General features: G+C 62.4%; 27 protein-coding genes. 21 read left to right on the top strand and 6 right to left on the bottom strand.

Going from position 1 to position 23,213, the window contains the following annotated elements; genetic code table 11:
* The first annotated feature begins 87 nt into the window (after positions 1–87).
* The 5 genes from rpsM (at position 88) to AB8A27_RS13785 (ending at position 3,552) form a co-directional block, all read left to right on the top strand.
* A complete protein-coding gene (rpsM, locus tag AB8A27_RS13805; protein ID WP_068731455.1) occupies positions 88–456 on the top strand; it encodes a 30S ribosomal protein S13 in 369 nt (122 codons plus the stop codon).
* 109 nt (positions 457–565) lie between these two features.
* Entirely contained in the window at positions 566–955 is a 390-nt protein-coding gene (gene rpsK, locus AB8A27_RS13800; RefSeq protein ID WP_068731453.1) for a 30S ribosomal protein S11, read from the top strand.
* 99 nt (positions 956–1,054) lie between these two features.
* A complete protein-coding gene (locus AB8A27_RS13795; protein ID WP_115029371.1) occupies positions 1,055–2,086 on the top strand; it encodes a DNA-directed RNA polymerase subunit alpha in 1,032 nt (343 codons plus the stop codon).
* Positions 2,087–2,208: 122 nt separating this feature from the next.
* Complete coding sequence (gene rplQ / locus AB8A27_RS13790; RefSeq protein WP_092144457.1) at positions 2,209–2,622, top strand: 50S ribosomal protein L17; 414 nt, start codon at positions 2,209–2,211, stop codon at positions 2,620–2,622.
* Positions 2,623–2,757: 135 nt separating this feature from the next.
* Complete coding sequence (locus AB8A27_RS13785; protein ID WP_441242387.1) at positions 2,758–3,552, top strand: SDR family NAD(P)-dependent oxidoreductase; 795 nt, start codon at positions 2,758–2,760, stop codon at positions 3,550–3,552.
* 124 nt (positions 3,553–3,676) lie between these two features.
* Here the strand turns inward: AB8A27_RS13785 and AB8A27_RS13780 are convergent, their stop codons facing one another.
* Together AB8A27_RS13780 and AB8A27_RS13775 are read right to left on the bottom strand one after the other, a co-directional pair.
* Entirely contained in the window at positions 3,677–5,122 is a 1,446-nt protein-coding gene (locus AB8A27_RS13780) for a porin (RefSeq protein WP_441242386.1), read from the bottom strand.
* 350 nt (positions 5,123–5,472) lie between these two features.
* The gene (locus AB8A27_RS13775) at positions 5,473–6,486 is read right to left on the bottom strand and encodes a zinc-binding alcohol dehydrogenase family protein (protein ID WP_441242385.1); all 1,014 of its coding nucleotides are present in this window, start codon (positions 6,484–6,486) and stop codon (positions 5,473–5,475) included.
* A gap of 119 nt (positions 6,487–6,605) precedes the next feature.
* Between AB8A27_RS13775 and AB8A27_RS13770 the strand changes: the two genes are divergently transcribed.
* The 10 genes from AB8A27_RS13770 (at position 6,606) to AB8A27_RS13725 (ending at position 16,028) form a co-directional block, all read left to right on the top strand.
* Entirely contained in the window at positions 6,606–7,010 is a 405-nt protein-coding gene (locus AB8A27_RS13770) for a winged helix-turn-helix transcriptional regulator (protein ID WP_439064211.1), read from the top strand.
* 65 nt (positions 7,011–7,075) lie between these two features.
* Positions 7,076–8,488, top strand: a complete 1,413-nt coding sequence (locus AB8A27_RS13765; RefSeq protein ID WP_441242384.1) for a DegQ family serine endoprotease — start codon at positions 7,076–7,078, stop codon at positions 8,486–8,488.
* Positions 8,485–9,816 (top strand): replication-associated recombination protein A, encoded by a 1,332-nt coding sequence (locus AB8A27_RS13760; RefSeq protein WP_441242383.1) that lies wholly within the window; start codon positions 8,485–8,487, stop codon positions 9,814–9,816. Before AB8A27_RS13765 ends, AB8A27_RS13760 begins: the two co-directional genes overlap by 4 nt.
* The gene (locus AB8A27_RS13755; RefSeq protein WP_441242382.1) at positions 9,813–11,273 is read left to right on the top strand and encodes an RluA family pseudouridine synthase; all 1,461 of its coding nucleotides are present in this window, start codon (positions 9,813–9,815) and stop codon (positions 11,271–11,273) included. The genes AB8A27_RS13760 and AB8A27_RS13755 overlap by 4 nt, the downstream gene beginning before the upstream one ends.
* A 4-nt stretch (positions 11,274–11,277) precedes the next feature.
* Complete coding sequence (bluB, locus tag AB8A27_RS13750) at positions 11,278–11,958, top strand: 5,6-dimethylbenzimidazole synthase (RefSeq protein WP_441242381.1); 681 nt, start codon at positions 11,278–11,280, stop codon at positions 11,956–11,958.
* 38 nt (positions 11,959–11,996) lie between these two features.
* The gene (locus tag AB8A27_RS13745; RefSeq protein WP_441242380.1) at positions 11,997–12,311 is read left to right on the top strand and encodes a hypothetical protein; all 315 of its coding nucleotides are present in this window, start codon (positions 11,997–11,999) and stop codon (positions 12,309–12,311) included.
* Positions 12,312–12,387: 76 nt separating this feature from the next.
* The gene (locus tag AB8A27_RS13740) at positions 12,388–13,179 is read left to right on the top strand and encodes an ATP12 family chaperone protein (protein WP_441242379.1); all 792 of its coding nucleotides are present in this window, start codon (positions 12,388–12,390) and stop codon (positions 13,177–13,179) included.
* A gap of 56 nt (positions 13,180–13,235) precedes the next feature.
* Positions 13,236–14,972 carry a flagellar hook-length control protein FliK gene (fliK, locus tag AB8A27_RS13735; RefSeq protein WP_441242378.1) on the top strand — a complete coding sequence of 579 codons (1,737 nt, stop codon included), beginning with the start codon at positions 13,236–13,238 and terminating at the stop codon, positions 14,970–14,972.
* A complete protein-coding gene (locus AB8A27_RS13730) occupies positions 14,969–15,232 on the top strand; it encodes an EscU/YscU/HrcU family type III secretion system export apparatus switch protein (RefSeq protein WP_439092537.1) in 264 nt (87 codons plus the stop codon). Before fliK ends, AB8A27_RS13730 begins: the two co-directional genes overlap by 4 nt.
* A gap of 124 nt (positions 15,233–15,356) precedes the next feature.
* A complete protein-coding gene (locus tag AB8A27_RS13725; protein ID WP_441242377.1) occupies positions 15,357–16,028 on the top strand; it encodes a carboxymuconolactone decarboxylase family protein in 672 nt (223 codons plus the stop codon).
* A gap of 9 nt (positions 16,029–16,037) precedes the next feature.
* Here AB8A27_RS13725 and AB8A27_RS13720 read toward each other — a convergent pair whose 3' ends face one another.
* On the bottom strand, positions 16,038–16,499 hold the full coding sequence (locus AB8A27_RS13720; protein WP_441242376.1) for a DUF4260 domain-containing protein: 462 nt from the start codon (positions 16,497–16,499) through the stop codon (positions 16,038–16,040).
* A 179-nt stretch (positions 16,500–16,678) separates the two neighbouring features.
* Here AB8A27_RS13720 and AB8A27_RS13715 point away from each other — a divergent pair, with 179 nt between their 5' ends.
* The 5 genes from AB8A27_RS13715 to AB8A27_RS13695 all read left to right on the top strand — a co-directional run bounded on the left by AB8A27_RS13715 (position 16,679) and on the right by AB8A27_RS13695 (position 20,345).
* Entirely contained in the window at positions 16,679–18,211 is a 1,533-nt protein-coding gene (locus AB8A27_RS13715) for an acyl-CoA carboxylase subunit beta (RefSeq protein WP_441242375.1), read from the top strand.
* A gap of 8 nt (positions 18,212–18,219) precedes the next feature.
* On the top strand, positions 18,220–18,468 hold the full coding sequence (locus AB8A27_RS13710; protein ID WP_441242374.1) for a hypothetical protein: 249 nt from the start codon (positions 18,220–18,222) through the stop codon (positions 18,466–18,468).
* Complete coding sequence (locus AB8A27_RS13705) at positions 18,465–19,133, top strand: Fic family protein (RefSeq protein ID WP_441242373.1); 669 nt, start codon at positions 18,465–18,467, stop codon at positions 19,131–19,133. Before AB8A27_RS13710 ends, AB8A27_RS13705 begins: the two co-directional genes overlap by 4 nt.
* An 85-nt stretch (positions 19,134–19,218) precedes the next feature.
* Positions 19,219–19,923 carry an alpha/beta hydrolase gene (locus AB8A27_RS13700; protein ID WP_441244908.1) on the top strand — a complete coding sequence of 235 codons (705 nt, stop codon included), beginning with the start codon at positions 19,219–19,221 and terminating at the stop codon, positions 19,921–19,923.
* A gap of 98 nt (positions 19,924–20,021) precedes the next feature.
* The gene (locus tag AB8A27_RS13695) at positions 20,022–20,345 is read left to right on the top strand and encodes a hypothetical protein (RefSeq protein WP_441242372.1); all 324 of its coding nucleotides are present in this window, start codon (positions 20,022–20,024) and stop codon (positions 20,343–20,345) included.
* A 23-nt stretch (positions 20,346–20,368) separates the two neighbouring features.
* On the opposite strand, the gene AB8A27_RS13690 is transcribed toward AB8A27_RS13695, so the two are convergent.
* Positions 20,369–20,638, bottom strand: coding sequence for a hypothetical protein (locus AB8A27_RS13690; RefSeq protein ID WP_139212566.1), 270 nt, complete (start codon positions 20,636–20,638; stop codon positions 20,369–20,371).
* Between the two features lie 122 nt (positions 20,639–20,760).
* Here AB8A27_RS13690 and AB8A27_RS13685 point away from each other — a divergent pair, with 122 nt between their 5' ends.
* Complete coding sequence (locus AB8A27_RS13685; RefSeq protein WP_441242371.1) at positions 20,761–21,393, top strand: trimeric intracellular cation channel family protein; 633 nt, start codon at positions 20,761–20,763, stop codon at positions 21,391–21,393.
* Between the two features lie 9 nt (positions 21,394–21,402).
* Here the strand turns inward: AB8A27_RS13685 and AB8A27_RS13680 are convergent, their stop codons facing one another.
* Positions 21,403–22,647, bottom strand: coding sequence for a glycerophosphodiester phosphodiesterase family protein (locus tag AB8A27_RS13680; protein WP_441244907.1), 1,245 nt, complete (start codon positions 22,645–22,647; stop codon positions 21,403–21,405).
* A gap of 120 nt (positions 22,648–22,767) precedes the next feature.
* Positions 22,768–23,025: a GCG_CRPN prefix-to-repeats domain-containing protein gene (locus AB8A27_RS13675; RefSeq protein ID WP_092144424.1), complete on the bottom strand. Its 258-nt coding sequence runs from the start codon at positions 23,023–23,025 to the stop codon at positions 22,768–22,770.
* Positions 23,026–23,213 lie beyond the last annotated feature (188 nt).

The raw sequence follows: 23,213 nt of genomic DNA, 5'->3' as shown, positions 1-23,213 counted from the left end.
ACGGGCGTCGTGTTCGCGTTTGTGAATGCCCGCCCGACAAATGATGATAATACCGGTTCGTGATGGACTGGTGACAGGAGAGAAGTTGTGGCCCGTATCGCCGGTGTAAACATCCCGACCAACAAGCGCGTGCTGATCGCGCTGCAGTACATTCATGGCATCGGCCAGAAGAACGCAGCCGATATCATCGAGAAGGTAAAGATCACTCCGGAACGTCGCGTCAATCAGCTCAGCGACGCGGAAGTTCTGCAGATCCGCGAAGTCATCGACCGTGACTATCTGGTCGAGGGCGATCTCCGTCGTGAGACGGGCATGAACATCAAGCGTCTGATGGACCTCGGCTGCTATCGCGGCCTGCGTCATCGTCGCGGTCTGCCGGTTCGTGGCCAGCGCACGCATACCAATGCGCGCACCCGCAAGGGGCCGGCCAAGTCGATCGCCGGCAAGAAGAAGTAAGCTTTCGAATACGAGTTTGCGGAAGCGGATAGCCATCCGCTTCTGCAATTATTTTTTTGGTGTAGCCGCTGGCATTACGGCGGCGTTGAGATCCTCAGAAAGGTTAGAGATGGCAAAGGAAGCCGGACGTATTCGCCGCCGCGAGCGCAAGAACATTGCATCGGGCATCGCGCACGTGAATTCGTCGTTCAACAACACGACCATCACCATCACCGACGCGCAGGGCAACACGATTGCCTGGTCGTCGGCTGGCACGATGGGCTTCAAGGGGTCGCGCAAGTCGACCCCGTATGCAGCGCAGGTTGCCGCTGAAGACGTGTCGAAGAAGGCGCAGGAACACGGCATGCGCACGCTGGAAGTCGAAGTCGGCGGTCCGGGTTCGGGTCGTGAATCGGCTCTCCGCGCTCTGCAGGCCGCGGGCTTCACGGTCACCTCGATCCGCGACGTGACCTCGATCCCGCACAATGGTTGCCGCCCGCGCAAGCGTCGGCGCGTTTAATACTTTTCGATCGCGGGTGGCTCGGCTGCCCGCGATCGCTTTTGCGATGCTACTTACGCGGACTGATCCGCGATCTCCAACGCCAGTGAGTTTGATGGCATGGGTGACACAGTGACGATCCAGAAAAATTGGCAAGAACTTATCCGGCCGAACAAGCTGCAGGTAACCCCTGGCAGCGATCCTTCCCGTTTTGCGACCCTGGTTGCCGAACCGCTCGAGCGTGGTTTCGGTCAGACCCTCGGTAACGCACTTCGCCGCATCCTGCTGTCCTCGCTGCAGGGCGCTGCCGTGCAGTCGGTGCACATCGACGGCGTGTTGCACGAATTCTCCTCGATCGCCGGCGTGCGTGAAGACGTCACCGACATCGTGCTGAACGTGAAGGACATCTCGATCAAGATGCTGGGCGAAGGCCCGAAGCGCATGGTCGTGAAGAAGCAGGGCCCGGGCGTCGTGACCGCCGGCGACATTCAGACTGTCGGCGACGTGACCGTTCTCAATCCCGACCTGCAGATCTGCACCCTCGACGAGGGCGCCGAGATCCGCATGGAATTCACCGTTGCCGGCGGCAAGGGTTATGTCGCTGCCGAGCACAACCGTCCGGAAGACGCGCCGATCGGCCTGATCCCGATCGACAGCCTGTACTCGCCGGTTCGCAAGGTGTCGTACAAGGTCGAAAACACCCGTGAGGGCCAGATCCTCGATTACGACAAGCTGACGATGACCATCGAGACCAACGGCGCGCTGACGCCGGATGACGCGGTCGCTTATGCCGCGCGCATCCTGCAGGACCAGCTCAACGTATTCGTGAACTTCGAAGAGCCCCGCAAGGAAGTTGCTCAGGAAGTCATCCCGGATCTCGCTTTCAACCCGGCTTTCCTCAAGAAGGTCGACGAGCTCGAGCTCTCGGTGCGTTCGGCAAACTGCCTGAAGAACGACAACATCGTTTACATCGGCGACCTCGTTCAGAAGTCGGAAGCAGAAATGCTCCGCACTCCGAACTTCGGCCGCAAGTCGCTGAACGAAATCAAGGAAGTGCTCGCCCAGATGGGTCTGCACCTCGGCATGGAAGTGCCCGGTTGGCCGCCGGAGAATATCGACGAACTGGCCAAGCGCTTCGAAGACCACTACTAAGCAAACGATTGGCGATGGCCGGGTGACATGCCCGGCCGACGCCTTGGGCGAACGCAGGTAGCCCACCTGTAACATGATGTCCGACGAACCGTCGCGGCAAACTGAAATCAAGGATTACTTCAATGCGTCACGGCAAGGTTCATCGTAAGCTCAACCGCACCGCAGAACATCGCAAGGCGATGTTCGCCAACATGTGCGCGTCGCTGATCAAGCACGAGCAGATCATCACCACGCTTCCGAAGGCCAAGGAGCTCCGCCCGATCGTGGAGAAGCTCGTCACCCTCGGCAAGAAGGGCGGCCTCGACAAGCGTCGCCAGGCCATCAGCGAGATGCGCGACCAGGATCAGGTCCGCAAGCTGTTCGACGTGCTGGCCAAGCGCTACGCGGATCGTCAGGGCGGCTACACCCGCATCATCAAGGCCGGCTTCCGCTACGGCGACAACGCCCCGATGGCGCTGATCGAATTCGTCGATCGCGACGAAGACGCCAAGGGCAAGGATTCGGGTCCGGTGCAGGGCGCGTCCGAAGCGGCGTAAGCCACCTCACATCAGAGTTTTGGAAAAGCGGCGCCTCGTGCGCCGCTTTTTTGTTGTGCTTTCGCCGTTTGGATGCAGTTGCATCTTTCAATCCGCATTCCGATATCAGCTCCGTCATTCAAACGGAGCACGGATATGAAAATCGATCTGACGGGGAAGACGGCGTTGGTGACAGGCTCCACTGCGGGCATCGGCCACGCCATCGCCAAAGGGCTGGCAGCAACTGGGGCAGAGGTCGTCATCAATGGCCGCAGCCAGGCCAAGGTAGACGCTGCGATTGCAGCGATTGCCAAGGCCGTGCCCGGCGCGAAAGTGAAGGGCGTTGCTGCGGATGTCTCCACAGCAGCTGGCTGCAAGGCGCTGGTGAGTGCGCTGCCAGACGTCGATATCCTCATCAACAATGCCGGCATCTTCGAGCCCAAGGGCTTCTTTGACATCCCGGACGAAGACTGGACGCGCTTCTACGAGGTCAATGTAATGTCCGGCGTGCGGCTCTCGCGCGCCTATATGCAGGGCATGCTGAAGCGCAACTGGGGCCGCATCGTTTTCATCTCATCGGAGTCCGGACTGAATATTCCCGGCGAGATGATTCACTACGGCATGACGAAGACTGCGCAGCTCGCGATCTCGCGCGGCCTGGCCGAACTGACCAAGGGCACCGCGGTGACGGTCAACTCCGTGCTTCCCGGACCGACCATGTCGGAAGGCGTCGAGACTTTCGTCAAGGATCTCGCCAGGCAGAACGGACAATCAGTCGAGGAGGCGGCTTCCAATTTCGTCAAGCAGCATCGCTCGACGTCGCTGATCCAGCGCTTTGCCACGGTCGATGAGATCGCCAATATGGTGGTTTACGTCTCGTCGAAGGAGGCATCGGTGACCAACGGCGCGGCGCTGCGTGCGGAAGGCGGGATCGTCCAGACCATTGCGTAAACATACGCTTCGCAAACGAGGAAAGGCGGCGCCGAAGCGCCGCCTTTGTTCGTTGTGGGGCCGTGGGCATTCAGCCCCGAACCTTGGAGAATTACAGAAGCGTTCTGCGCCTGAAAGGTTGCGCTTAGAAGGCCACCTGGGTGCGCATCGCAAAGACGTCGTAGTCGGCGCCGGTGTTCACGTTGCTGTTGACGGCGAATTTGTCGACGGTGCCGTGGATCCAGTTGAACATGAAGCGCATGTTCTGGTTCACATACCAGTTCACGCCGACCGTGGTGTTCTTCAACTCGCCGCCGCGAATGACGCCGTCATTCAGGCTGGCGTAGCTGTAGCGCACCGCGAGTTCCCACGCGCCGAGATCGCCGGTCGCGAAGTTGACCGGGCGGGCCGGGTTGATGCCGCCGAACGCACCAGCCGAGGTGCTGTATTTGTGCTGTTCGCCGGTGATGACATAGCTGGCCTGACCGTAGCCGCCGTTGAAGCTCAGGTCGGACAGACCGTTGCTGCGCTGGATATTGTAGTCGAAGTATTCACCCGACGCCATGAAGCTACCGAACTTGACGGCGGCTTCACCGCTCAGCACGCGGGCATTGTTCACGAAGTTCATGGTGCCGGTGTTGAGCAATGCGTTGGTCGCAGGATCGACACGAACTTCGATACGATCGGACATGCCGAGCGTGTTGTTGGTCACACCACCGGTCTGGGCGAGATACAGCGCGTCGAAGCCGACGAGGACCGTGCCGACTTCGTTGTTCATCGGCAGGCCGACAGCGCGGAAGGTGGCGCCGAGCGGCTGCGGCTGGCTGTGATTGACGTTCAGGCCCGTGGTCGGACCGGTCACGTAAGCACTGACCCAGTAGTGATCGCCGAAGACCTGACCACCGAATGCAGCGCGGTTGTCGCCTGCGGCAAGGTTCGTCGCGAGAACCTGCGAAGCTGCGCGTTCCATGAACATGATGTTGTTCGAGCTGGTTGCTTCGTCCAGCGTATAGGGGACGTCGATGTAACCACCCTGGATCAACAGGCCCTTGACGCCCTTATAGGCGACATAAGCGTTGTTGAGGGTGACATCGCCATCGGTGGTGCCGCCGGCGTCGACAATCACGCCGTATTCCCAATCCTTGTTGAAGGTGCCGATCAGGCCGAGGCGGGCGCGACGAGCATTGATGCCGTCATTGACGCTCTGCGGGCTGGTGCCGGCCGACTTGGGCGAGAACGAGTAGGCGGCGGTGTCGAGGTGCAGACGGCCGGTGATGGCGATGCAGTTCAGACCGTCGCTGGTGCAGAAGGTCGGACGGTTGCCTGGCATCGTCAGGGTCGCATCGATGAACGGCACGGCCTTCTTGTGCATGGCCGCGTTGGCATTCGCGAAGTTCTGCTTGACCGATTCCGTCTGCTTCTGCGTGGTGTTCGCCTGTTTCTGAACGTTATCGAGCTTCTTTTCCAGCGCGCGGAGCTGCGCCTTCAATGCTGCGATCTCGTCATTCGATGACTGTGCATGCGCCGGGCCTGCGCCCAGCGCGCCGATCACGCCGAGCGTGCCCAGGATTTTGTGTGTCGTGAAAGACATGGAGTACCCCTGTAGAAGACAAAATCCGACACGCCCCGCGAATTGCTCCGCAGGTGATGAGCGTATGGATCTGTGTTTTGCGATCTTGTGAGAGGGAACGTCCGAAGTCGTTCCCATGGTTACAAGCGAGCTACCGTTGAGCTCGCGGGCAACCTAGGCTCGCTTTGCGACAGTTCTGTAAAACCCGCATCGCATTGTAGTGAACGACACCGCGGTGTCGCTTTTCGATCACAAGAGATTTATATAGTTAGCTATCTATATTAGCTATTAACCGAAAAGAGCGCATCCATGGATGCGCTCTTTTGTCGTAGATGTCGCCAGGCGCGAATTTCGCGGTGCCGGTTTCGTGATCACCAGCCTTCGAGCACGATCTTGCCGTGCGACTTGCCGGATTCAAGCAACGCATGCGCGCGCTTGAGATTCGCGGCGTTGATGGTGCCGAAGGTCTTGTCGAGCGTCGTGCGCAGCACGCCCTTGTCGATGAGATACGCAACGTCGTTGAGAAGGTAATGTTGCGCGATCATGTCAGGGGTCTGGAATGACGATCGCGTGAACATGGATTCCCAGTGCACCGATACGGCCTTGCCCTTGAACGCGGCGATGTTGAATTCAACGGGATCGTCGATCAGCCCAAGCTTGCCCTGCGGTGCGATCAGATCGGCAAGCGCCTTGTAGTGCTGCTCCGTCCCCGTGAGACTGGCGACGAGCGAGACCGGTGGCAGCTTCAACGCGTCGATCTGCTCCTTCAGCGGCTTGCTGTGATCGATCACCGCATGTGCGCCGAGATCCTGGCACCACTTGATCGTCTCGGGCCGCGATGCCGTTGCAACGACGGTGAGGCCGGTGAGGCGACGCGCAAGCTGGATGAGGATCGAGCCGACGCCGCCGGCGCCGCCGATGATGAGCAGCGTGCGCGGATCGAGGCTCTTGCCGGGGGCGACGCCGAGCCGATCGAACAGCAGTTCCCAGGCGGTGATCGCGGTGAGCGGCAAGGCCGCAGATTGTGCGAAGGAAAGGGAAGAGGGCTTGCGGCCGACAATGCGCTCATCGACCAGATGGAACTCGGCATTGGTGCCCTGGCGCTGGATCGAGCCGGCATAGAACACCTCATCGCCCGGCTTGAACATGGTCACATCGGGGCCGACAGCATCGACGACGCCGGCAGCGTCGTAACCGAGGATCTTGGTTTCGCCAGCCGGCGGCGCCGCGCGCTTGCGCACCTTGAAATCGACGGGGTTGGCCGAGATCGCCTTCACCGATACGCGGATGTCGCGGCCGGTCGGTTCTGGCTTCGGAGCCTCGAAATCGACCAGCGCGTCAACTGCGTCGATCGGGAGGGATTGGGTGTAGCCGACTGCCTTCATTGGTGCGCTCCATGCTCCTGGCGGGAATGTCCAAAAACAGGTGTCCCGGCATGACAATAATTGCAAGTACTGTCATTTCAGGGATATAGTCACCGAATGGATACTATTGGAAATTTGCAGTGAAACGGCGTGATTTCGGCAACGGGCCGGGCTGTCCCGTCGAGGTGACGCTCGATCTAATCGACGGCAAGTGGAAGGGCGTGATCCTGTATCATTTGCAGCAGGGGCGGCTGCGTTTCGGCGAGCTGCGCAAGCTGATGCCACGGATCACCCAGCGCATGCTGACCAAGCAGCTGCGCGCGCTCGAAGAGGATGGGCTGATCGTCCGGACGGTCTATGCCGAGGTCCCGCCGCGGGTCGAATATGCACTGTCGGAAACCGGGCTCGGATTGCGTCCGGTCATCGATGCCCTCAAGGCGTGGGGGGACGCGCACAAGATGCGCCAGAAGTCGGTCGCGGCCGTAGCGCCCCAGCCGCGCAAAAAAGCGCCGGTGGAGAAGGATGTGCCGGCGGACGCAAGCTAGTTCCTGCCCTTCTATTGCCCCGCTCAGCAGCCTATATTCGCCGCGATTTCCTCAAAGAGGCCCCGATGATCCCATTTTTCCGCAACGCTGCTGCCGCTTCCGCTCTGTGCGCCATTGTCCTGTCCTCCGCACTCGCGCCGGCTGTTGCACAAGATCGCCGGGTCCCGACATCGCCCACGGAAATGAAGCTGTCCTACGCGCCGATCGTGCAGCGCGTGCAGCCGGCCGTGGTGAATGTCTATGCGGCCAAGACTGTGCAGAACCGTAATCCGCTGCTGGACGATCCGGTGTTCCGTCGCTTCTTCGGCGGGCAGGGCATGCAGCCGGAGCAGATGCAACGCTCGCTCGGTTCAGGCGTGATGGTCGATGCGTCGGGTCTCGTCGTCACGAACAACCACGTCATCGAAGGCGCCGACCAGGTGAAGGTGTCACTGGCGGACAAGCGCGAGTTCGAAGCCGAGATCGTGCTGAAGGACAGCCGCACCGATCTGGCAGTGCTGCGCATCAAGGACACGAAAGAGAAATTTCCGACGCTGGATTTCTCCAACTCCGACGACCTGCTGGTTGGTGACGTCGTTCTCGCCATCGGCAACCCGTTCGGCGTTGGCCAGACGGTGACCCACGGCATCGTATCCGCGCTTGCGCGTACGCAGGTCGGCATCACCGACTATCAGTTCTTCATCCAGACCGACGCTGCGATCAATCCCGGGAATTCCGGCGGCGCGCTGGTCGACATGACCGGCAAGCTGGTTGGCGTGAACACCGCGATCTTCTCGCGCTCCGGCGGTTCGCAGGGCATCGGCTTCGCGATCCCGGCCAACATGGTGCGCGTCGTCGTTGCCTCCGCCAAATCAGGCGGCAAGGCCGTGAAGCGTCCGTGGCTCGGTGCGCGGCTGCAGAACATCACGCCTGAAATTGCCGAGACGCTCGGTCTCAAGACGCCATCCGGCGCGCTGGTCGTGAATGTTACGCCGAACAGCCCGGCGGCAAAGGCCGGCCTCAAGGTTTCCGATCTCGTGACCGCCATCGATGGCCAGACCATCGAGGATCCGAATGCATTCGAATATCGCTTCGCGACGCGGCCGCTCGGCGGCACTGCGCAGCTCGATGCGCAACGTGGCGGTAAGCCGGTGAAACTGACCGTTGCGCTCGAAGCTGCGCCCGACACCGGCCGCGACGAGATCACGCTGACGGCACGTTCGCCATTCCAGGGCGCCAAGATCGCCAATATCTCGCCGGCCGTTGCCGACGAGTTGCGGTTGGATTCCAGCACCGAAGGCGTTGTCATTACGGAGCTGACCGACTCGGCCACTGCGGCTGGCGTCGGCTTCCAGAAGGGCGACCTCATCGTCGCGGTCAACGGTACCAAGATCGGCAAGACCAGCGATCTCGACAAGGTGACGCGCGAGGGTGCGCGGCTGTGGCGCATCGTGGTGGTGCGCGGCGGCCAGCAGATCAACGTTACACTCGGCGGATGAGCCCGAAACAACCCACGCCTTCTGCAAACCTGTTTGCCGCAGCCGGGCTGGAGCAGGACGCGCCGCGTCCGCTGCCTGAGCGGCTGCGGCCGCGTGTGCTGTCCGACGTCGTCGGGCAGGATCATATCCTTGGCCCCGATGGCGCGCTGACGCGGATGCTGGAAACCCGCACATTGGGCTCGCTGGTATTCTGGGGACCGCCCGGCACCGGCAAGACCACCGTCGCGCGGCTGCTTGCTGATGCCACCGAATTGCAGTTCGAGCAGATCTCGGCGGTGTTCTCTGGCGTCGCCGATCTGAAGAAAGTGTTCGAAGCCGCGCGCGCGCGCCGCGAGATGGGCAGGGGCACGCTGCTGTTCGTCGACGAGGTGCATCGCTTCAACAAGGCGCAGCAGGACTCGTTCTTGCCGGTCATGGAAGACGGCACCGTGGTGCTGGTCGGTGCCACCACCGAGAACCCGTCCTTCGAACTCAATGCCGCTCTGTTGTCACGTTCGCGCGTGCTGGTGTTCCAGTCGCTGGATGCAGCGGCGATCGAGAAACTGTTTGCGCATGCGGAGAAGGTCGAAGGCCGCGCGCTGCCGCTCGATGCTGAGGCGCGTGCCGTGCTGGTGCGGATGGCCGATGGCGATGGCCGCGCTGCACTGACACTGGTCGAGGAAGTCTGGCGCGCTGCGCGAACCAATGAAGTATTCAGTGCCGCGCAATTGCAGGACATCCTGCAGCGCCGCGCGCCGATCTACGACAAGTCGGCCGATGGCCATTACAATCTGATCTCTGCATTGCATAAATCGGTGCGCGGCAGCGATCCCGACGCCGCGCTGTATTATCTCGCGCGCATGCTCGATGCCGGCGAGGATCCGCTGTTTCTGGCGCGCCGCGTGGTGCGGATGGCGGTGGAGGATATCGGTCTTGCCGATCCGCAGGCGCTGGTGATCTGCAACGCCGCCAAGGACGCCTATGATTTCCTCGGCCATCCCGAAGGCGAACTCGCCATCGCACAGGCGGTGATCTACATCGCCACCGCGCCGAAATCGAACGCCGCCTATGTGGCCTACAAGGCGGCGATGCGGACGGCGAAGGAGGGCGGCTCACTGCTGCCGCCGAAACACATCCTGAACTCGCCGACCAAGCTGATGAAGTCCGAAGGCTATGGCGACGGGTATCAATATGACCACGACACGCCAGAAGGTTTCTCCGGGCAAGACTATTTCCCGGAAGCCTTGGGGCGGCAGACCTTCTATGATCCGCCGGAGCGCGGGTTCGAACGCGAGATTCGCAAGCGGCTGGATTATTGGGCCAGGCTGAGGAACGAGAGACAATCATGAGCCGTCGCGACAAGAAGCCTCTCGCCAAGCGCGGCCCCGGTGGTGAGCGCAGCAAGGCGCCGCGTGGTAAGGGCGCCGCACCGAAGGCGGCTGCCGCCAAAGCTGGGGCATCCAAAGGCGACCGGCCGTCATTCGGCAAGGCCGGCCGCGTGAGCAGCGATCGCCCGATGAGCGCCCGCCCGCCGCGTGCGCGTGCCGGTGAACGCTCGGAGTGGTCCGAGCGGCCGGAGCGTGCCGAGCGATCCGAACGCCCTCAGCGCGCCGAACGGGCCGAACGCTTCGATGCGCCGCAACGCTCCGACCGACCGGGCAGCAAGCGTCCACCGAGCTCGCGTCCTTCCGGTCCGCGTCCGGGCGGCAAGCCCGCGCCGCGCTATGGCAACGCGCCGCTTCGCGAGCCGCGACCACCTGCGCCTTATCTCGACGAAGAACCGGCGAAGCCGGAAGTCGCACCAGCGCCGCTGCCCACCGCCGTGCAGAACGTCATCGTCACGCCTGACGAAAACGGCATGCGCGTCGATCGCTTTCTCGAAGCGCATTTCCCCGGCCTGTCGTTCTCCCACATCCAGCGCATTGTTCGCAAAGGCGAGCTGCGCGTGAACGGCAAGCGCGCCGATAGCAAGGATCGCCTGGAAGAAGGGCAGACCGTCCGTATTCCGCCGCTGAAGCTCGATGCGCCGAAGGTGGTCGGAGTGCTCTCCGAAGCCGCCACCAAGACGCTCGAAGCTCTCAAGGAAATGACGATCTACGAGGATGCGGACGTCATGGTGCTGAACAAGCCGGCCGGCCTCGCCGTGCAGGGCGGTTCGGGCACGACGCGGCATGTAGACATGATGCTTGAGGTGATGCGCGATGCCAAAGGCCAGAAGCCACGCCTCGTGCACCGCCTCGACAAGGAAACCTCGGGCTGCCTGCTGATCGCGAAGACACGTTTTGCCGCGACCCATCTGACCGGTGCATTTCGCGAACGATCCGCGCGCAAGATGTACTGGGCGCTGGTTGCCGGCGTGCCGAAGCCGAAGCAGGGCCGCATCTCGACCTATCTGGCCAAGGAAGAGAACGAGGAAGACACGATTATGCGTGTCGCAAAACATGGCGACGAGGGCGCGAGCCACGCGGTGACGTATTATGCTGTCGTGGAAACCTCGGCGCAGAAGCTGGCGTGGGTGTCTCTGAAGCCGGTGACGGGACGTACGCATCAGTTGCGCGCGCATATGGCGCATATCGGCCACGCCATCGTCGGCGACCCCAAATATTTCAACATCGAGAACTGGCAGCTACCCGGCGGCATCCAGAAGCGCCTGCATCTCTTGGCGCGCCGCATCGTGATCCCGCATCCGCGCGGCGGAGTGATTGACGCGACGGCGCCGCTGCCGCCGCACATGCTGCAGTCGTGGAACTTGCTCGGTCTCGAACACGACCGGTTCGATCCGATCGAGAACGCACCGGAAGAGTAGGGCGTTGTCGGGCTCCGACAACATTCCGCGCGTGACGCCGGCAACAACCGGGGCGCCGGAGTTCGACGCCGCGTTTCGCGCGCGTCTGCATGACCTGTTCGTGTGGCGCCGCGATATCAGGCACTTCAAATCCGATCCACTGCCTGCGGGCTTTCTCGATCGCCTGATCGACACTGCGTGCCTTGCGCCTTCGGTGGGCCTGAGCCAGCCGTGGCGTTTCGTCATTGTCGATGATGCGTCACGCCGTCAGGCGGTGCTGGAGAATTTCAGCGCCTGCAATGCCGAGGCATTGAGCGCCTATACCGGCGAACGCGCGCAGAACTATGCGACGCTCAAGCTCGCCGGCCTGCGCGAAGCGCCATGCCACCTCGCGGTGTTTGCAGATCACGCGACGGATGTCGGCCACGGCCTCGGCCGCCGCACCATGCCGGAGATGGTGGATTATTCGGTGGTGACGGCGATCGCGACCATGTGGCTCGCCGCGCGCGCGGAGGGCATTGGCATGGGCTGGGTCTCGATCCTCGATCCTGCCGCCATCGCAGTGACGCTCGATATCCCCAGTGATTGGCGGCTGATCGGCTATTTCTGCATCGGCTATCCCGAAATTAGTGATGATCGGCCGGAACTCGAGCGCGCCGGATGGGAATGCCGTCACATGGCGGCGGATCACATTGTCCGGCGCTGACACTTGATGTGACGCGGGATCGTGACAACATGGGACGGATGAGACATCGTTCCATCCCATTCGCCGTGTCGGTCGCCGTTGTGGTGGTGTTGTCCGCTGCGCCGGCATTGGCGCAGTATATTGGAGTGCCCGGCAATCCGGCGCTGATCACGCCGCTGCCGCCGGCGCCGCCACCGCCGCGGATCGAAGTACCGATCGTGCCCAAGCTCGGCGATCTGCCGCGACAGCAGAATGTACCGCAGGCGCGGAGATCCTTCAGCGATCGCATCACCGACTGCCTTCAGGATGGCGCCGCTGCGGGGCTCGGCCCCAATGATCGTGCGACCTATTCGCGGGCCTGCGCCAATCGCTGACACGAGCGATTTGATCTCGCGTGGCGCCTGTCAGTCGCGTAGATTGACGGTCGGCGAATAGGATTTGAGACCATCGATGCGTGAATTGTTTGACGACGTGTTCGGCCAGTCGCAGCTCGACCCGCAAGAGGCGGTGCGACAGTCAACGCGTGGTCCGCAGCGCAAGCGCTTCTACAAGACCGTCGGGTTTAGCGAAACACCGGACGGCTATGCCATCACGCTCGACGACAAGATCGTGCGCACGCCATCGCGCCATCCGCTGGTCGTTCCCAAGCGCGCCATTGCCGAGGTCATGGTTGCGGAATGGGACGCGCAGCAGGATGTCATCGACCCCACGAGCATGCCGGTGACCCGGCTGGCCAATAGCGTTATCGATGCGATCCGCGATGAGGCGCAGACTCAGGCGGTGGCTGACGATATCGCAAAATACTTCGGCACGGATCTCTTGTTCTACCGCGCGAGCTATCCCGAGGCGCTTATCGCGCGCGAAGCTGCGGCATGGGATCCCGTCTTGTTCTGGGCTGCCGATGATCTCGGCGCGCATTTCATTCTGGCTGAGGGCATCGTGCATGTCGACCAGCCCGAACAGGCCATCGCATCTGCCCGTGCGGCGCTGCCGAGCGATCCATGGGCAGTTGCCGCGCTGCATCTGGTGACGACGATCACCGGCTCTGCGCTGCTCGCGCTGGCGCTGCTCCATGGTCATCTCAATGCTGATCAGGTCTGGACCGCCGCCTTTGTCGACGAGGACTGGAATATCGAGAAGTGGGGTCTCGACGAGGAAGTCGCCGCGCGGCGTGCGGCGCGCCAGGTGGATTTCAACGCTGCCGTGACCGTGCTGAAGGCGGTCGTTCCGTCCGCGGGTTAATTGGAAGTTAACGACCGTTAACTAGCGTGGCTGCACCATTGTCCGGTGCCGCTCACATGCCGACTCCCGTCAACTCGATCTTACCGGTTGTCTCCGCGCAGGGCGTGGCGAGCGAAGTCGCGTTTCAGCCCGGCAGCGTGATTGCCGGCCGCGTGCTGTCGGTCTCGCCAGACAATCAGGTTCGTATCGCCATCGGGCACAGCACGATCGACGTGCAATCGCAGGTGCCGTTGCAGGCCGGGCAGGTGCTGCAATTCGCGGTGTCGAAGATGGACAACGGCAATGTCCAGCTTGCCGTCGTCACACCGCAGAACACAGGTGCAGGGCAGGCGGGTGGCGCGTCCTCCGGCAATGTCACGCTCGCGCCGGATCTGCCGATCAATCTCGCCAATGCCATCGCGACGTCCAAGATCCAGCTGACATCGCTTGAAGCCCAGGCTGTCTCCACCGCCACGCAAAGCGCCGTGACGCAGCAGGCGAGTCTGGCGACGCTGTTTGCCAATCTCGGTGCCGCGACCTCGCTGCAGGGGCTGCCGCAACAGTTGCAGCGGGCAGTCGCGCAGGTACTGGCGCAACGTCCGCCGCTCGATGCCCAGCTCACCGGCGAGGACGTCAAGTCGGCGTTCCAGAATTCCGGCCTGTTTCTGGAATCGGCGCTGGCCAAGGGATCGCTGCCGCAAGGCGGGCTGCCCGACATGAAAGCGGCATTGATCGTGTTGCGTCAGGCGTTGGCGACGACGCTCGCCATGGCGAGTCAGACCCAGGGCACAACGCCAGCGCCGGCGAATGCAGCGACGCCGGTGGTTACGCCGGAGCAGCCGGCATCGGCATTGGCAAACGCGCTCCCCAATGTCGTGGCGCAGGTCACTGCACAGCAGGCGCAGGCTGCTGCGGTGACAGTGGCCATGTTGCCCAAGGCCAGCATCAAGAACGATCCGCTGCAGCAGGCTGGACTTCTCGCCGCAGACGAGCCGGTGCTCGATGTTGCGTCTCAAAGCGCGCCGGTCGTGGCGAAAGCCCCCGAAGCGGCTGCACGCCTGGCTGCCAATGGCGTAGCGCTCAACCTGTTTCGGGAAGCGTTGCAGACGGCTCCGAAGGGCATGGGAAGCGCAGCGTCGCTGGTGTTCGACGACAATATGATGATGGATCTGCTGCCTGCTGCGAAAGCATCAGCGGGCCAGACAAGTGCCAACACCAACATCGCACGCAATAACCTGCCGCCGCCACCGTTGCGCGGTGGGCTGCCGACGGCGCAGGCGATGGCACTACCGACACTCCCGGCCAATGCGCCGCTGACTGCCACCGTCCATCATCTGCTCGCGGATACCGATGCTGCACTGGCGCGCCAGACCCTGCTGCAGGTGGCATCCTTGCCGGATCGTGCGGACGGTCTTGCGGCTCCGCGGCTCGATCAGGCTTCGCCGCGCTGGAGTTTCGAAATTCCATTTGCGGTGCCGGCTGGCACGGCCATGGCGCAGTTCGAGATTTCGCGCGACGGCGGCAATGGCAGCGAGGCTGAGGCGGCCAAGCAGGTCTGGCGTGCGCGCTTCTCGCTCGATGTCGAGCCCGCTGGCCCGGTGCATGCGCTGGTCTCGCTGACCGGCGACAAGACCTCGGTGCGGATGTGGGCTGAGCGGCCGGCAACGGCGCTGCAATTGCAGGCCGGTACGGCGCAGCTCAATCAGGCGCTGATCCGCGCCAATCTGCAGCCTGGCGATATCGTGGTCCGCGAGGGCGCACCGGTGCAGCCCGCGCCGGCATCGGCGGGGCACTTCCTGGACCGCGCGCTATGATCGTACAGCCCAAGAGGTCATTGGCTGTCGCGCTGCATTACGACAAGACCGGCGCGCCTGTTGTCACCGCGAAAGGCAAGGGCGCGATCGGTGAGAAGATCATCGAGGTCGCCAAGGCCCACGACATTCCGATCGAGGAAAACGAAGTGCTGGCCGGCGCGCTCTCCAATGTCGAAATCGGCGACGAGATTCCGGCTGAGCTCTACAAGGCCGTTGCCGAAGTGCTCGTCTTCGTGCTGCGGCTGTCGGGCCGCGCCTAGAACCGCAACGCTTTGCCGTGCTGATATCTGCCCTTCGTGGGTTCAGCCATCGCGCTTTGATGCTGGTGCAGTCCGGCACCCTGAACTAGCCTCCGTGACCAATAAAAAACTCAGGGAGGAAATCATGAAGTCCCCATCGCTCTGGATGTCGTCCATCGGACTGTCGTCGCTCGCGCTTGCAGCGGCCGGCGGCTGGTTTGCCGCCACGATCTTTGCGCAGCCTGCCACCAGCAAGGAACCGCGCTTTCCGCAACTCACCATGGATCAGCTCGACGCGAAGCAGAAGCCGCTGGGCGAGCAGGTAATGAAGGTCTCGAGCGTGGGTCTCGCAGGTCCCTACAATCCGATGATGCGCAGCCCGGTGCTCGGACAGAAACTGTTCGATCTGTTCGCCTATCTGCGCTGGGACACCTCCGTTCCGGTCAAGCTCAACGAGTTCGCAATCATCATCATCGGCCGGCAATGGCGCTCGCAGGTCGAGTGGTTCGCGCATGCGCCGCTGGCGCAGAAGGCGGGGCTGTCGCCCGATATCATCGCCGATCTCAAGGCCAACAAGCGGCCGGCGAACATGGCTGAGGACGAGGCGACGGTCTATGACTTCGTCACCGAGCTGACGACCACGCACAAGGTCTCCGACGCGACCTATGCCCGCGCCAAGAAAATCTTCAACGATCAGCAGATCGTCGATCTCACGGCGGTGGCCGGCAATTACGTGATGGTGGCCATGCTGCTGGCGATGGCTGAGGAAAGCACACCGCCCGGCAAGGAAGCGCCGTTCAAGCCAGGCGAGCCGTGAGGTTGCGCGTCAGGCAGCCTTGATCTTGTTGCCGGTGGTCGGGTTCTCCGCCTTGGTCGCCGGCACTGTCGCATCCTTGCCGATGCGGCCGAGATGAGTGAAGCGGAAGCCGGCGTCGTATTTGAGCCCGTAGCCGAGCGCGCGGTCGAAGCCGATATGGGCGAACCAGACCATGGCGATCGAGCCGGCGACCGGCTCCGCGGTGGCGATACCGCCGAGGGCGAGCAGCAGCGGCGCGATGGTCGCATGCACCAGATTATAGACCCCTGCGCCGATCCGTGGGCCCGCCAGATAGGCCAGCATGCTGAGGTCCGGAGCGAAGAAAAACAGCGCATAGATCTGCCAGGGCGCGCCCGAGATCCAGTAGAACAGCGTCATTCCGACAAACAGCGCCACGCCTTCCCAGCGCAGCAGATCGCGTACGCCACCCGTGGCTGCGCCACTGCTTTCATTGATCACGATATTGGCCATCCAGCGCTCTCCCTTGTCTGGTCCCGATATAGGCAGGATTGCCGTCAGCGCCATGCGATTTTGGGGGATTCAACCCTTTCTGATGGGCGTTTCCACCGCCGAAAACCCCATGCTAGAACCTCGCCCAAACCCTGCGGTCGCCGCGGGCGATAACACGTGACATTGACGGGCTGGAGCACATGAAAGACATCCTGGACACCCTCGAACAGCGTCGCGCAGGCGCCAAACTGGGCGGCGGCGAGAAGCGCATCGAGTCGCAGCACAGCAAGGGCAAGCTGACCGCCCGCGAGCGCATCGAGCTGCTGCTGGACAAGGGATCGTTCGAGGAATTCGACATGTTCGTCGAACACCGCTCCGTGGAATTTGGCATGGACAAGTCCCGGATTCCCGGCGACGGCGTCGTCACCGGCTGGGGCACCGTGAACGGCCGCAAGACCTTCGTCTTCGCCAAGGATTTTACCGTGTTCGGCGGTTCGCTGTCCGAGACCCACGCGCTCAAGATCACCAAGCTGCAGGACATGGCGATGAAGGCGCGGGCGCCGATCATCGGCCTCTATGACGCCGGCGGCGCGCGCATCCAGGAGGGCGTCGCGGCGCTCGCCGGTTATTCCTATGTGTTCCGCCGCAACGTGCAGGCCTCCGGCGTGATCCCGCAGATCTCCGTCATCATGGGACCCTGCGCCGGCGGCGACGTCTATTCGCCGGCCATGACCGACTTCATCTTCATGGTGAAGAACACCAGCTACATGTTCGTCACCGGCCCCGACGTGGTGAAGACCGTGACCAACGAGGTCGTCACCGCCGAGGAACTCGGCGGCGCCAGCGTGCATGCTACGAAATCCTCGATTGCCGATGGTGCCTTCGAGAATGACGTCGAGACGCTGCTGCAGATGCGCCGGCTGATCGACTTCCTGCCGGCCAACAACACCGAAGGCGTGCCGGAATGGCCGAGCTTCGACGATATCGAACGCACCGACCTGTCGCTCGATACGCTGATCCCCGACAATCCGAACAAGCCCTATGACATGAAGGAGCTGATCCTGAAGGTCGTGGACGAGGGCGACTTCTTCGAGATCGCCGAGACCTTCGCCAAGAACATCGTCACCGGCTTTGGCCGCATCGCCGGCAAGACCGTGGGCTTCGTCGCCAACCAGCCGATGGTGCTGGCCGGCGTGCTCGACAGCGACGCGTCACGCAAGGCTGCGCGTTTCGTGCGCTTCTGCGACGCCTTCAACATTCCGATCGTCACCTTCGTGGACGTGCCGGGCTTCCTGCCGGGCACCGCGCAGGAATATGGCGGCCTCATCAAGCACGGCGCCAAGCTGCTGTTCGCCTACAGCCAGTGCACCGTGCCGCTGGTCACCGTAATCACCCGAAAAGCATATGGCGGCGCCTTCGACGTGATGGCCTCGAAGGAAATCGGCGCCGACATGAACTATGCATGGCCGACGGCGCAGATCGCTGTCATGGGCGCCAAGGGCGCAGTGGAGATCATCTTCCGCCAGGACATCGGCGATGCCGACAAGATCGCCGCGCGCACCAAGGAATATGAAGACCGCTTCCTGTCTCCTTTCGTCGCTGCCGAGCGCGGCTATATCGACGACGTGATCATGCCGCACTCCACCCGCAAGCGCATCGCCCGCGCGCTGGCGATGCTGAAGGATAAGCATCTGGAAGTGCCTATGAAGAAGCACGACAACATGCCGTTGTAGGGCGGAACTTGAGCGCGCCGATCGGTTGGGCGGCGAGTTTTTTCGTGGAAACCCTCGGGCGAGTCGCTTATATTGCTGTGATGACCGATGCTCTAAAAAAACTTCTGGATGCTGCAAAAACTGCTCAGCCAAGCGCTGAGCACCGGGAGCAGCAACGGCGTAGCTTTGTCTATGGTAACACGCATTTTGAGAATGATTTGATCACCCGCGACATGGTCGATCGTGAAGCCGAAAAGCTTGCCAAGGAAGGCAAATGACAGAAGAAGAGCGCGAACGGCGAGATAGCCGCGCGCTCGAGCCTGAGTTAATTACCGATCCGCAAGCGAAGGCCGCCGCCGAAGCCCGCAATGGCTTTCGGCAATACGACGCGGCTCTCTGTGCAATTCAAACCGCGTTGGAACGTGGTTCGTTTAAGTTGCGCCCTTCATTGATTCTGGGTCTTCAGCGAGAAGCGCTGGCCGGCATAAGCTCTTACGCTGGCAATTATCGTCCTGGCGGGGTTGCTATCGAGGGAAGCAGGCACGAGCCCGTAGGAGCGCATCTAGTCCCCGAATTGATCGAGGACATGTGCGACTACGTCAATGATCATTGGAGAGATAGCACGCCGATCCATCTCGCCGCTTATCTGATGTGGCGATTGAACTGGATCCATCCATTCGCTGATGGAAACGGACGAACTTCTCGCATTATTTCCTATATTGTTCTTTCGATCCGAGCAGGAACGATACTTCCTGGCACGCCAACGATTCCTGATCAGATCGTAGACAATCGCAAACCATATTTCGACGCTTTGGACGCTGCCGATGCCGCGTGTCGGGAAGGCAAAATTGATGTGTCCAAGATGGAGGCGCTGTTAGCGTCACTGCTGGCAACTCAACTTGCGGGCTTTTATCAAGCGGCAGGCGGAAAGCTACCAGACTAGCGCACAGGACGGACGAGCGTAGTAGCACTATCCGCTGATCGTGGCTGCTTTGATCCTTGATCAGTAACCAGCGAGAATGCACATGATGAAAGCTTCTGTCTGGATTGTCGGCATCGCCGCGTCGCTGGCTTTGAGCGGCCTTGTTAGCACCGCCGCTCACGCCGACGAAACCGTCACTATCGCCGGCTCCCGCGCCGTGCTCATCAAGCCTGCATCACCCCGCGCCAGCGTGATCCTGATGCCCGGCGGTAGCGGTGCCATCAATCCGGGCGAGCATGGTGAGATCAACGGACTAAAGGGCAATCAACTGGTGCGCACGCGCAGTGCCTATGCGGCGCGAGGGCTGGCGGTGCTGGTGGTCGATGCCGGAACGGATCTGTCCAGCGCCGTGCAATACATGGCTGCGATCAAGCGTCCGGTGACGGTGGTGGCGACCAGCCGTGGGACGCAGCGCGCCGCTGAAGGCATTGCGCGCGGTGCGCGGCCGGATGCGCTGGTGCTGACCTCGGGCTTTCTCAGTGCGGAGTCGGGTGGTGGCAGCAATGTCATGTCGATCATCGGCTCGCCATCGGCGCTGCCGCGTACGCTCGTCATCCATCATCGCAATGATGGCTGCAAAGTCACTGCGCCGGCTGGCGTCGATCCCTTCGTGAAATGGTCGGCCGGGCGCGCCCGCGTGGCGTGGCTGAGCGGTGGGCGCAACGATGGCGATCCGTGTGAGGCGCGAGGATATCATGGCTTCAACGGGCTCGATGGCCAGGTGGTCGGGCTCGCTGCCGGCTTTCGATAGTCGCGACGTCTGAAGATGTAAGTTCCCGCGCACATTCAGTTTCCATTCATGCCGCTGGTCCGATCCTGATCTCCTCACGGATATCAGGAGAGATCGCGATGGAACGCCGTCATTTTCTGAAGATCGCCTTCGGCTTTGTCGCGGGCGCCGGGTTGGTCGCCCAGACTGTCACCCGGGCCCAGGCCGCACCGTTGCTACCGACCAATCCGCTCGACAACCACAGACCTGACAGTGAACCGCAGTCTGCGGTGGCCTCGCAGGACGATGTCGATCGCCTGCAGCCGGAACAGGTGCGCTGGCATCGCGGCTGGCGGGGACGGCATTGGGGATGGCGCCACAGGCATTGGGGTTGGCGCCGTCGCCACTGGGGCGTCCGCCGCCGCTACTGGCGTCGTCGTTACTGGCGCCGCCGCTACTGGTAGGGCACGCCCGTTTGTGCTGACGCTCAGTCTCTCCAGGGCGTCAGCGGTTTGGTCTGGCCGGGTTCAATGCCGCTCAGGTGGCGACGCACGTTGTCATAGCTGCGATCGCCGGGGGCAAAGGTCTGCGAGCCGTCAGCCGGCTTGCCGTCCACCGTGCGGGTGAAATGCAGCACCAGGCTGTCATCGGCATTCATGGTGGCGCTGCCGTAATAGGGCATCGACAGCCGCGCGTCCTCCGCCATAGCCGCGCCAGCCATGAGCAGAATGGGGAGGGTGAGAAACAGACGGGTCATGACACCTCCTGCTGCGAGGTTGTGATGGAGGCTCAGGAAGATGGCGGGGATTTGTCCGCCGCCGGTCACCGCGTGCACGGATTTGTGTTACAGGTCGCCGTCATCCGCTGCCGGCGAGTCCCATGCCCCATACCGAAGCCCTGCTGTTTCCGCTCGCCATGATCGCGCTCGTCGCCGAGGCGATGACGGCCGCGCTGGCGGCCGGGCGGCGCAAGATGGACTGGCTCGGCGTCGCCATGCTCGGCTGCATCACTGCGCTCGGCGGTGGTTCGATGCGCGACATGCTGCTCGGGCACTATCCGTTGTGGTGGGTGAAGAGCCCGTATCTGCTGCTGCTGACCGGCGGCGCGGCGCTGCTGACCATCGGGCTCGCACGGGTCGTGCATCGTTTTCATGCGCTGTTTCTAGTGCTCGACGCCATCGGCCTCGTGGTCTTCACCATCATGGGCTGTAACATCGCGCTCGCCATGGATCAGCCGCTGCTGATCGTTGTGGTCGCCGGGATGATCACCGGCTGCGTCGGCGGTGTCATCCGCGACGTGCTGTGCAACGACGTGCCACTGCTGTTTCGCGCCGAACTCTATGCCAGCGTCTCGATCGTCACCGGGCTTCTGTATATCGGCGGCATCAAATACGGATTCAGCCCCGATCTCGTGACGCTGGTCGCCGCCGTGACCGGACTGGTGTTCCGCCTGCTGGCGATCCGGCTCAAGCTGGAAATGCCGAAATTCATCTATGACAGCGACGCCAAATAGCGCGCTGCGTCAGAGGAGCCCCATACAGCTGGCATAGAACGTCGTCGTGGCCGGCCAGTCGGAAAACACACCACGGACGCCGACATCCTTCGCGAGCACGTCCAGCACTGTCAGCGTATCGCCGTCGCGGTCGATGGCGGGTTTGACCGAGCGATGGAAGAAGCCGTCGCCATTGGCGAGCGGCCCGTCGCGCTCCAGCGACCAGGTGATCAGATCGAGCCCGGCATCGCGCGCCGCCTTGGCATAGGGGGAGGGGACAATGCGCCCATCGGAATCCAGCGTCAGCAGCATATAGATCGGTGGCGCGAGAATCCTGACGCCGGCAGCCTTGAGTTCGGCCATGGACGGCTTCCATGTTTCCGCGCGCATGTGATCGAAACCGGGTGTTTCATAGCGGCCGTCGAGATAGACCCCCTGCATGCCGAATTCCGGCGCGGTGCGGATCCAGAACTTGATGTCGTTGAGATCGAAGCTCTGGGCAAATACGTTACCAGGCGGAATGCCGGCGGCTCGATATTCGTCGAGCATCTGGGCCGCGTATTTCTCCTGGCTGTAATCGCCGTCGAACGGCATCGGCACTTCTGGTGCTTTCAGCTCGGGCGTGAATTTGGCACCGAGGCTCTTGATCAGCGCGATGCTCTCGGCATGGGTCATCAGCGTGCCCGAACTCGCATAAAGATCGGTGCGCCAGCGCGGCGTGCCGTTCTGATAATCCGCAACAGTGGTCGCCGACGTGTTGGCGGCATCCATCTTCGCCGTCAGCGTTTTGAACTCCGCCAGCGTGATGTCGCTCGTACAGCATTTCGCCGACGCCTTCCTGCCTGTGGCGGGGGCGGCGGGGCTGAAGGGCTGCGTGCATTTATTCGCCAGCGCCGGCACCGAGAGAATATTGGTGGTCGTATGCAGGTCGCATTGCGAATGCCGGCAGACGAGCTGGCGGTCCTTGGTGAAGGTCACATCGCATTCGATCACGCCGGCGCCCATGCGCGCTGCGGCCAGATAGGATTCCCGACTGTGCTCCGGGAATTGCAGCGGCGCGCCGCGATGGGCGATGGAGAAGTCGCTCTTGCGAAATGGTCCGGTGCAGGTGCTCAGCTTCGTTTTCAGCGGGCCGCCTTTCATCTTGTCGACAAGATAGAACGGCCGCGGACCGAGCTGCGGCTCGGGTAGGGGAATGGTCTCGGCGCGGCCGGTCGTCAGCGATGAGAGGCCGAGCAGACCGGCCAGAATGAGACGACGCAAGGTGCGCGACATGACGATCTCCAGAATAGCGAAGCGCCATTCTGTCATCTTCATGTGACGGCTGTAACCGGCGCGTGGGCAACAAAAAGCCCCGCCATTGGCGGGGCTTTCGTCATCAGGATTGTGCAGCGATCACCAGCGGCGGATACAGCGGCCGTAGGGATTGCGGAAGAAGCCGGGTGGGCAGTAGCGGGCGCGCGGCGGCGGGCCGCGGAACATCGGGCGGCAACCGCCATAGGGACCGCGGGCATAGCCGGGGCCGCAGCCCTGAGCGACCTGGATCACGCCTGCCGTGTCTGCAGCGCTCAGCGGAGCCAGAGGCATTGCGCTGGCGGCACCGATGCCCCCGACGCTAACGGCAAACAAGGCTGCCGCAAAGATCGTCTTCATTCGTGTTCTCCCTCGATGGCGCCGCGATGCGGCGCAGAGAATTAATGATGGCATCGCATCACCCGCTGCAGAACTCATGCTGGGCAGGAAAGTTGCAGAGGATCAACGCTGCGCAGGCTGAATTAAGCCGATTCGATCTGAATGCAGCATGAATGTTTCGGGATGCGAGCGTAGCAGGGCGCGACAGT

It is taken from the genome of Tardiphaga sp. 768_D3_N2_1 (assembly GCF_052076105.1).
Taxonomy (GTDB): Bacteria; Pseudomonadota; Alphaproteobacteria; order Rhizobiales; family Xanthobacteraceae; genus Tardiphaga.
Note: the sequence above shows the minus strand (reverse complement) of the source record. Positions and strands in the feature narration are given on the sequence as shown.

Bases quoted from the DNA above. Each gene is read 5' to 3' on its own strand.
- rpsK (WP_068731453.1), top strand. From the start codon at position 566: ATGGCAAAGGAAGCCGGACGTATTCGCCGCCGCGAGCGCAAGAACATT.
- AB8A27_RS13795 (WP_115029371.1), top strand. From the start codon at position 1,055: ATGGGTGACACAGTGACGATCCAGAAAAATTGGCAAGAACTTATCCGG.
- rplQ (WP_092144457.1), top strand. From the start codon at position 2,209: ATGCGTCACGGCAAGGTTCATCGTAAGCTCAACCGCACCGCAGAACAT.
- AB8A27_RS13785 (WP_441242387.1), top strand. From the start codon at position 2,758: ATGAAAATCGATCTGACGGGGAAGACGGCGTTGGTGACAGGCTCCACT.
- AB8A27_RS13780 (WP_441242386.1), bottom strand. From the start codon at position 5,122: ATGTCTTTCACGACACACAAAATCCTGGGCACGCTCGGCGTGATCGGC.
- AB8A27_RS13775 (WP_441242385.1), bottom strand. From the start codon at position 6,486: ATGAAGGCAGTCGGCTACACCCAATCCCTCCCGATCGACGCAGTTGAC.
- AB8A27_RS13765 (WP_441242384.1), top strand. From the start codon at position 7,076: ATGATCCCATTTTTCCGCAACGCTGCTGCCGCTTCCGCTCTGTGCGCC.
- AB8A27_RS13760 (WP_441242383.1), top strand. From the start codon at position 8,485: ATGAGCCCGAAACAACCCACGCCTTCTGCAAACCTGTTTGCCGCAGCC.
- AB8A27_RS13755 (WP_441242382.1), top strand. From the start codon at position 9,813: ATGAGCCGTCGCGACAAGAAGCCTCTCGCCAAGCGCGGCCCCGGTGGT.
- AB8A27_RS13745 (WP_441242380.1), top strand. From the start codon at position 11,997: ATGAGACATCGTTCCATCCCATTCGCCGTGTCGGTCGCCGTTGTGGTG.
- AB8A27_RS13740 (WP_441242379.1), top strand. From the start codon at position 12,388: ATGCGTGAATTGTTTGACGACGTGTTCGGCCAGTCGCAGCTCGACCCG.
- fliK (WP_441242378.1), top strand. From the start codon at position 13,236: ATGCCGACTCCCGTCAACTCGATCTTACCGGTTGTCTCCGCGCAGGGC.
- AB8A27_RS13730 (WP_439092537.1), top strand. From the start codon at position 14,969: ATGATCGTACAGCCCAAGAGGTCATTGGCTGTCGCGCTGCATTACGAC.
- AB8A27_RS13725 (WP_441242377.1), top strand. From the start codon at position 15,357: ATGAAGTCCCCATCGCTCTGGATGTCGTCCATCGGACTGTCGTCGCTC.
- AB8A27_RS13720 (WP_441242376.1), bottom strand. From the start codon at position 16,499: ATGGCCAATATCGTGATCAATGAAAGCAGTGGCGCAGCCACGGGTGGC.
- AB8A27_RS13715 (WP_441242375.1), top strand. From the start codon at position 16,679: ATGAAAGACATCCTGGACACCCTCGAACAGCGTCGCGCAGGCGCCAAA.
- AB8A27_RS13705 (WP_441242373.1), top strand. From the start codon at position 18,465: ATGACAGAAGAAGAGCGCGAACGGCGAGATAGCCGCGCGCTCGAGCCT.
- AB8A27_RS13700 (WP_441244908.1), top strand. From the start codon at position 19,219: ATGAAAGCTTCTGTCTGGATTGTCGGCATCGCCGCGTCGCTGGCTTTG.
- AB8A27_RS13695 (WP_441242372.1), top strand. From the start codon at position 20,022: ATGGAACGCCGTCATTTTCTGAAGATCGCCTTCGGCTTTGTCGCGGGC.
- AB8A27_RS13690 (WP_139212566.1), bottom strand. From the start codon at position 20,638: ATGACCCGTCTGTTTCTCACCCTCCCCATTCTGCTCATGGCTGGCGCG.
- AB8A27_RS13685 (WP_441242371.1), top strand. From the start codon at position 20,761: ATGCCCCATACCGAAGCCCTGCTGTTTCCGCTCGCCATGATCGCGCTC.
- AB8A27_RS13680 (WP_441244907.1), bottom strand. From the start codon at position 22,647: ATGTCGCGCACCTTGCGTCGTCTCATTCTGGCCGGTCTGCTCGGCCTC.
- AB8A27_RS13675 (WP_092144424.1), bottom strand. From the start codon at position 23,025: ATGAAGACGATCTTTGCGGCAGCCTTGTTTGCCGTTAGCGTCGGGGGC.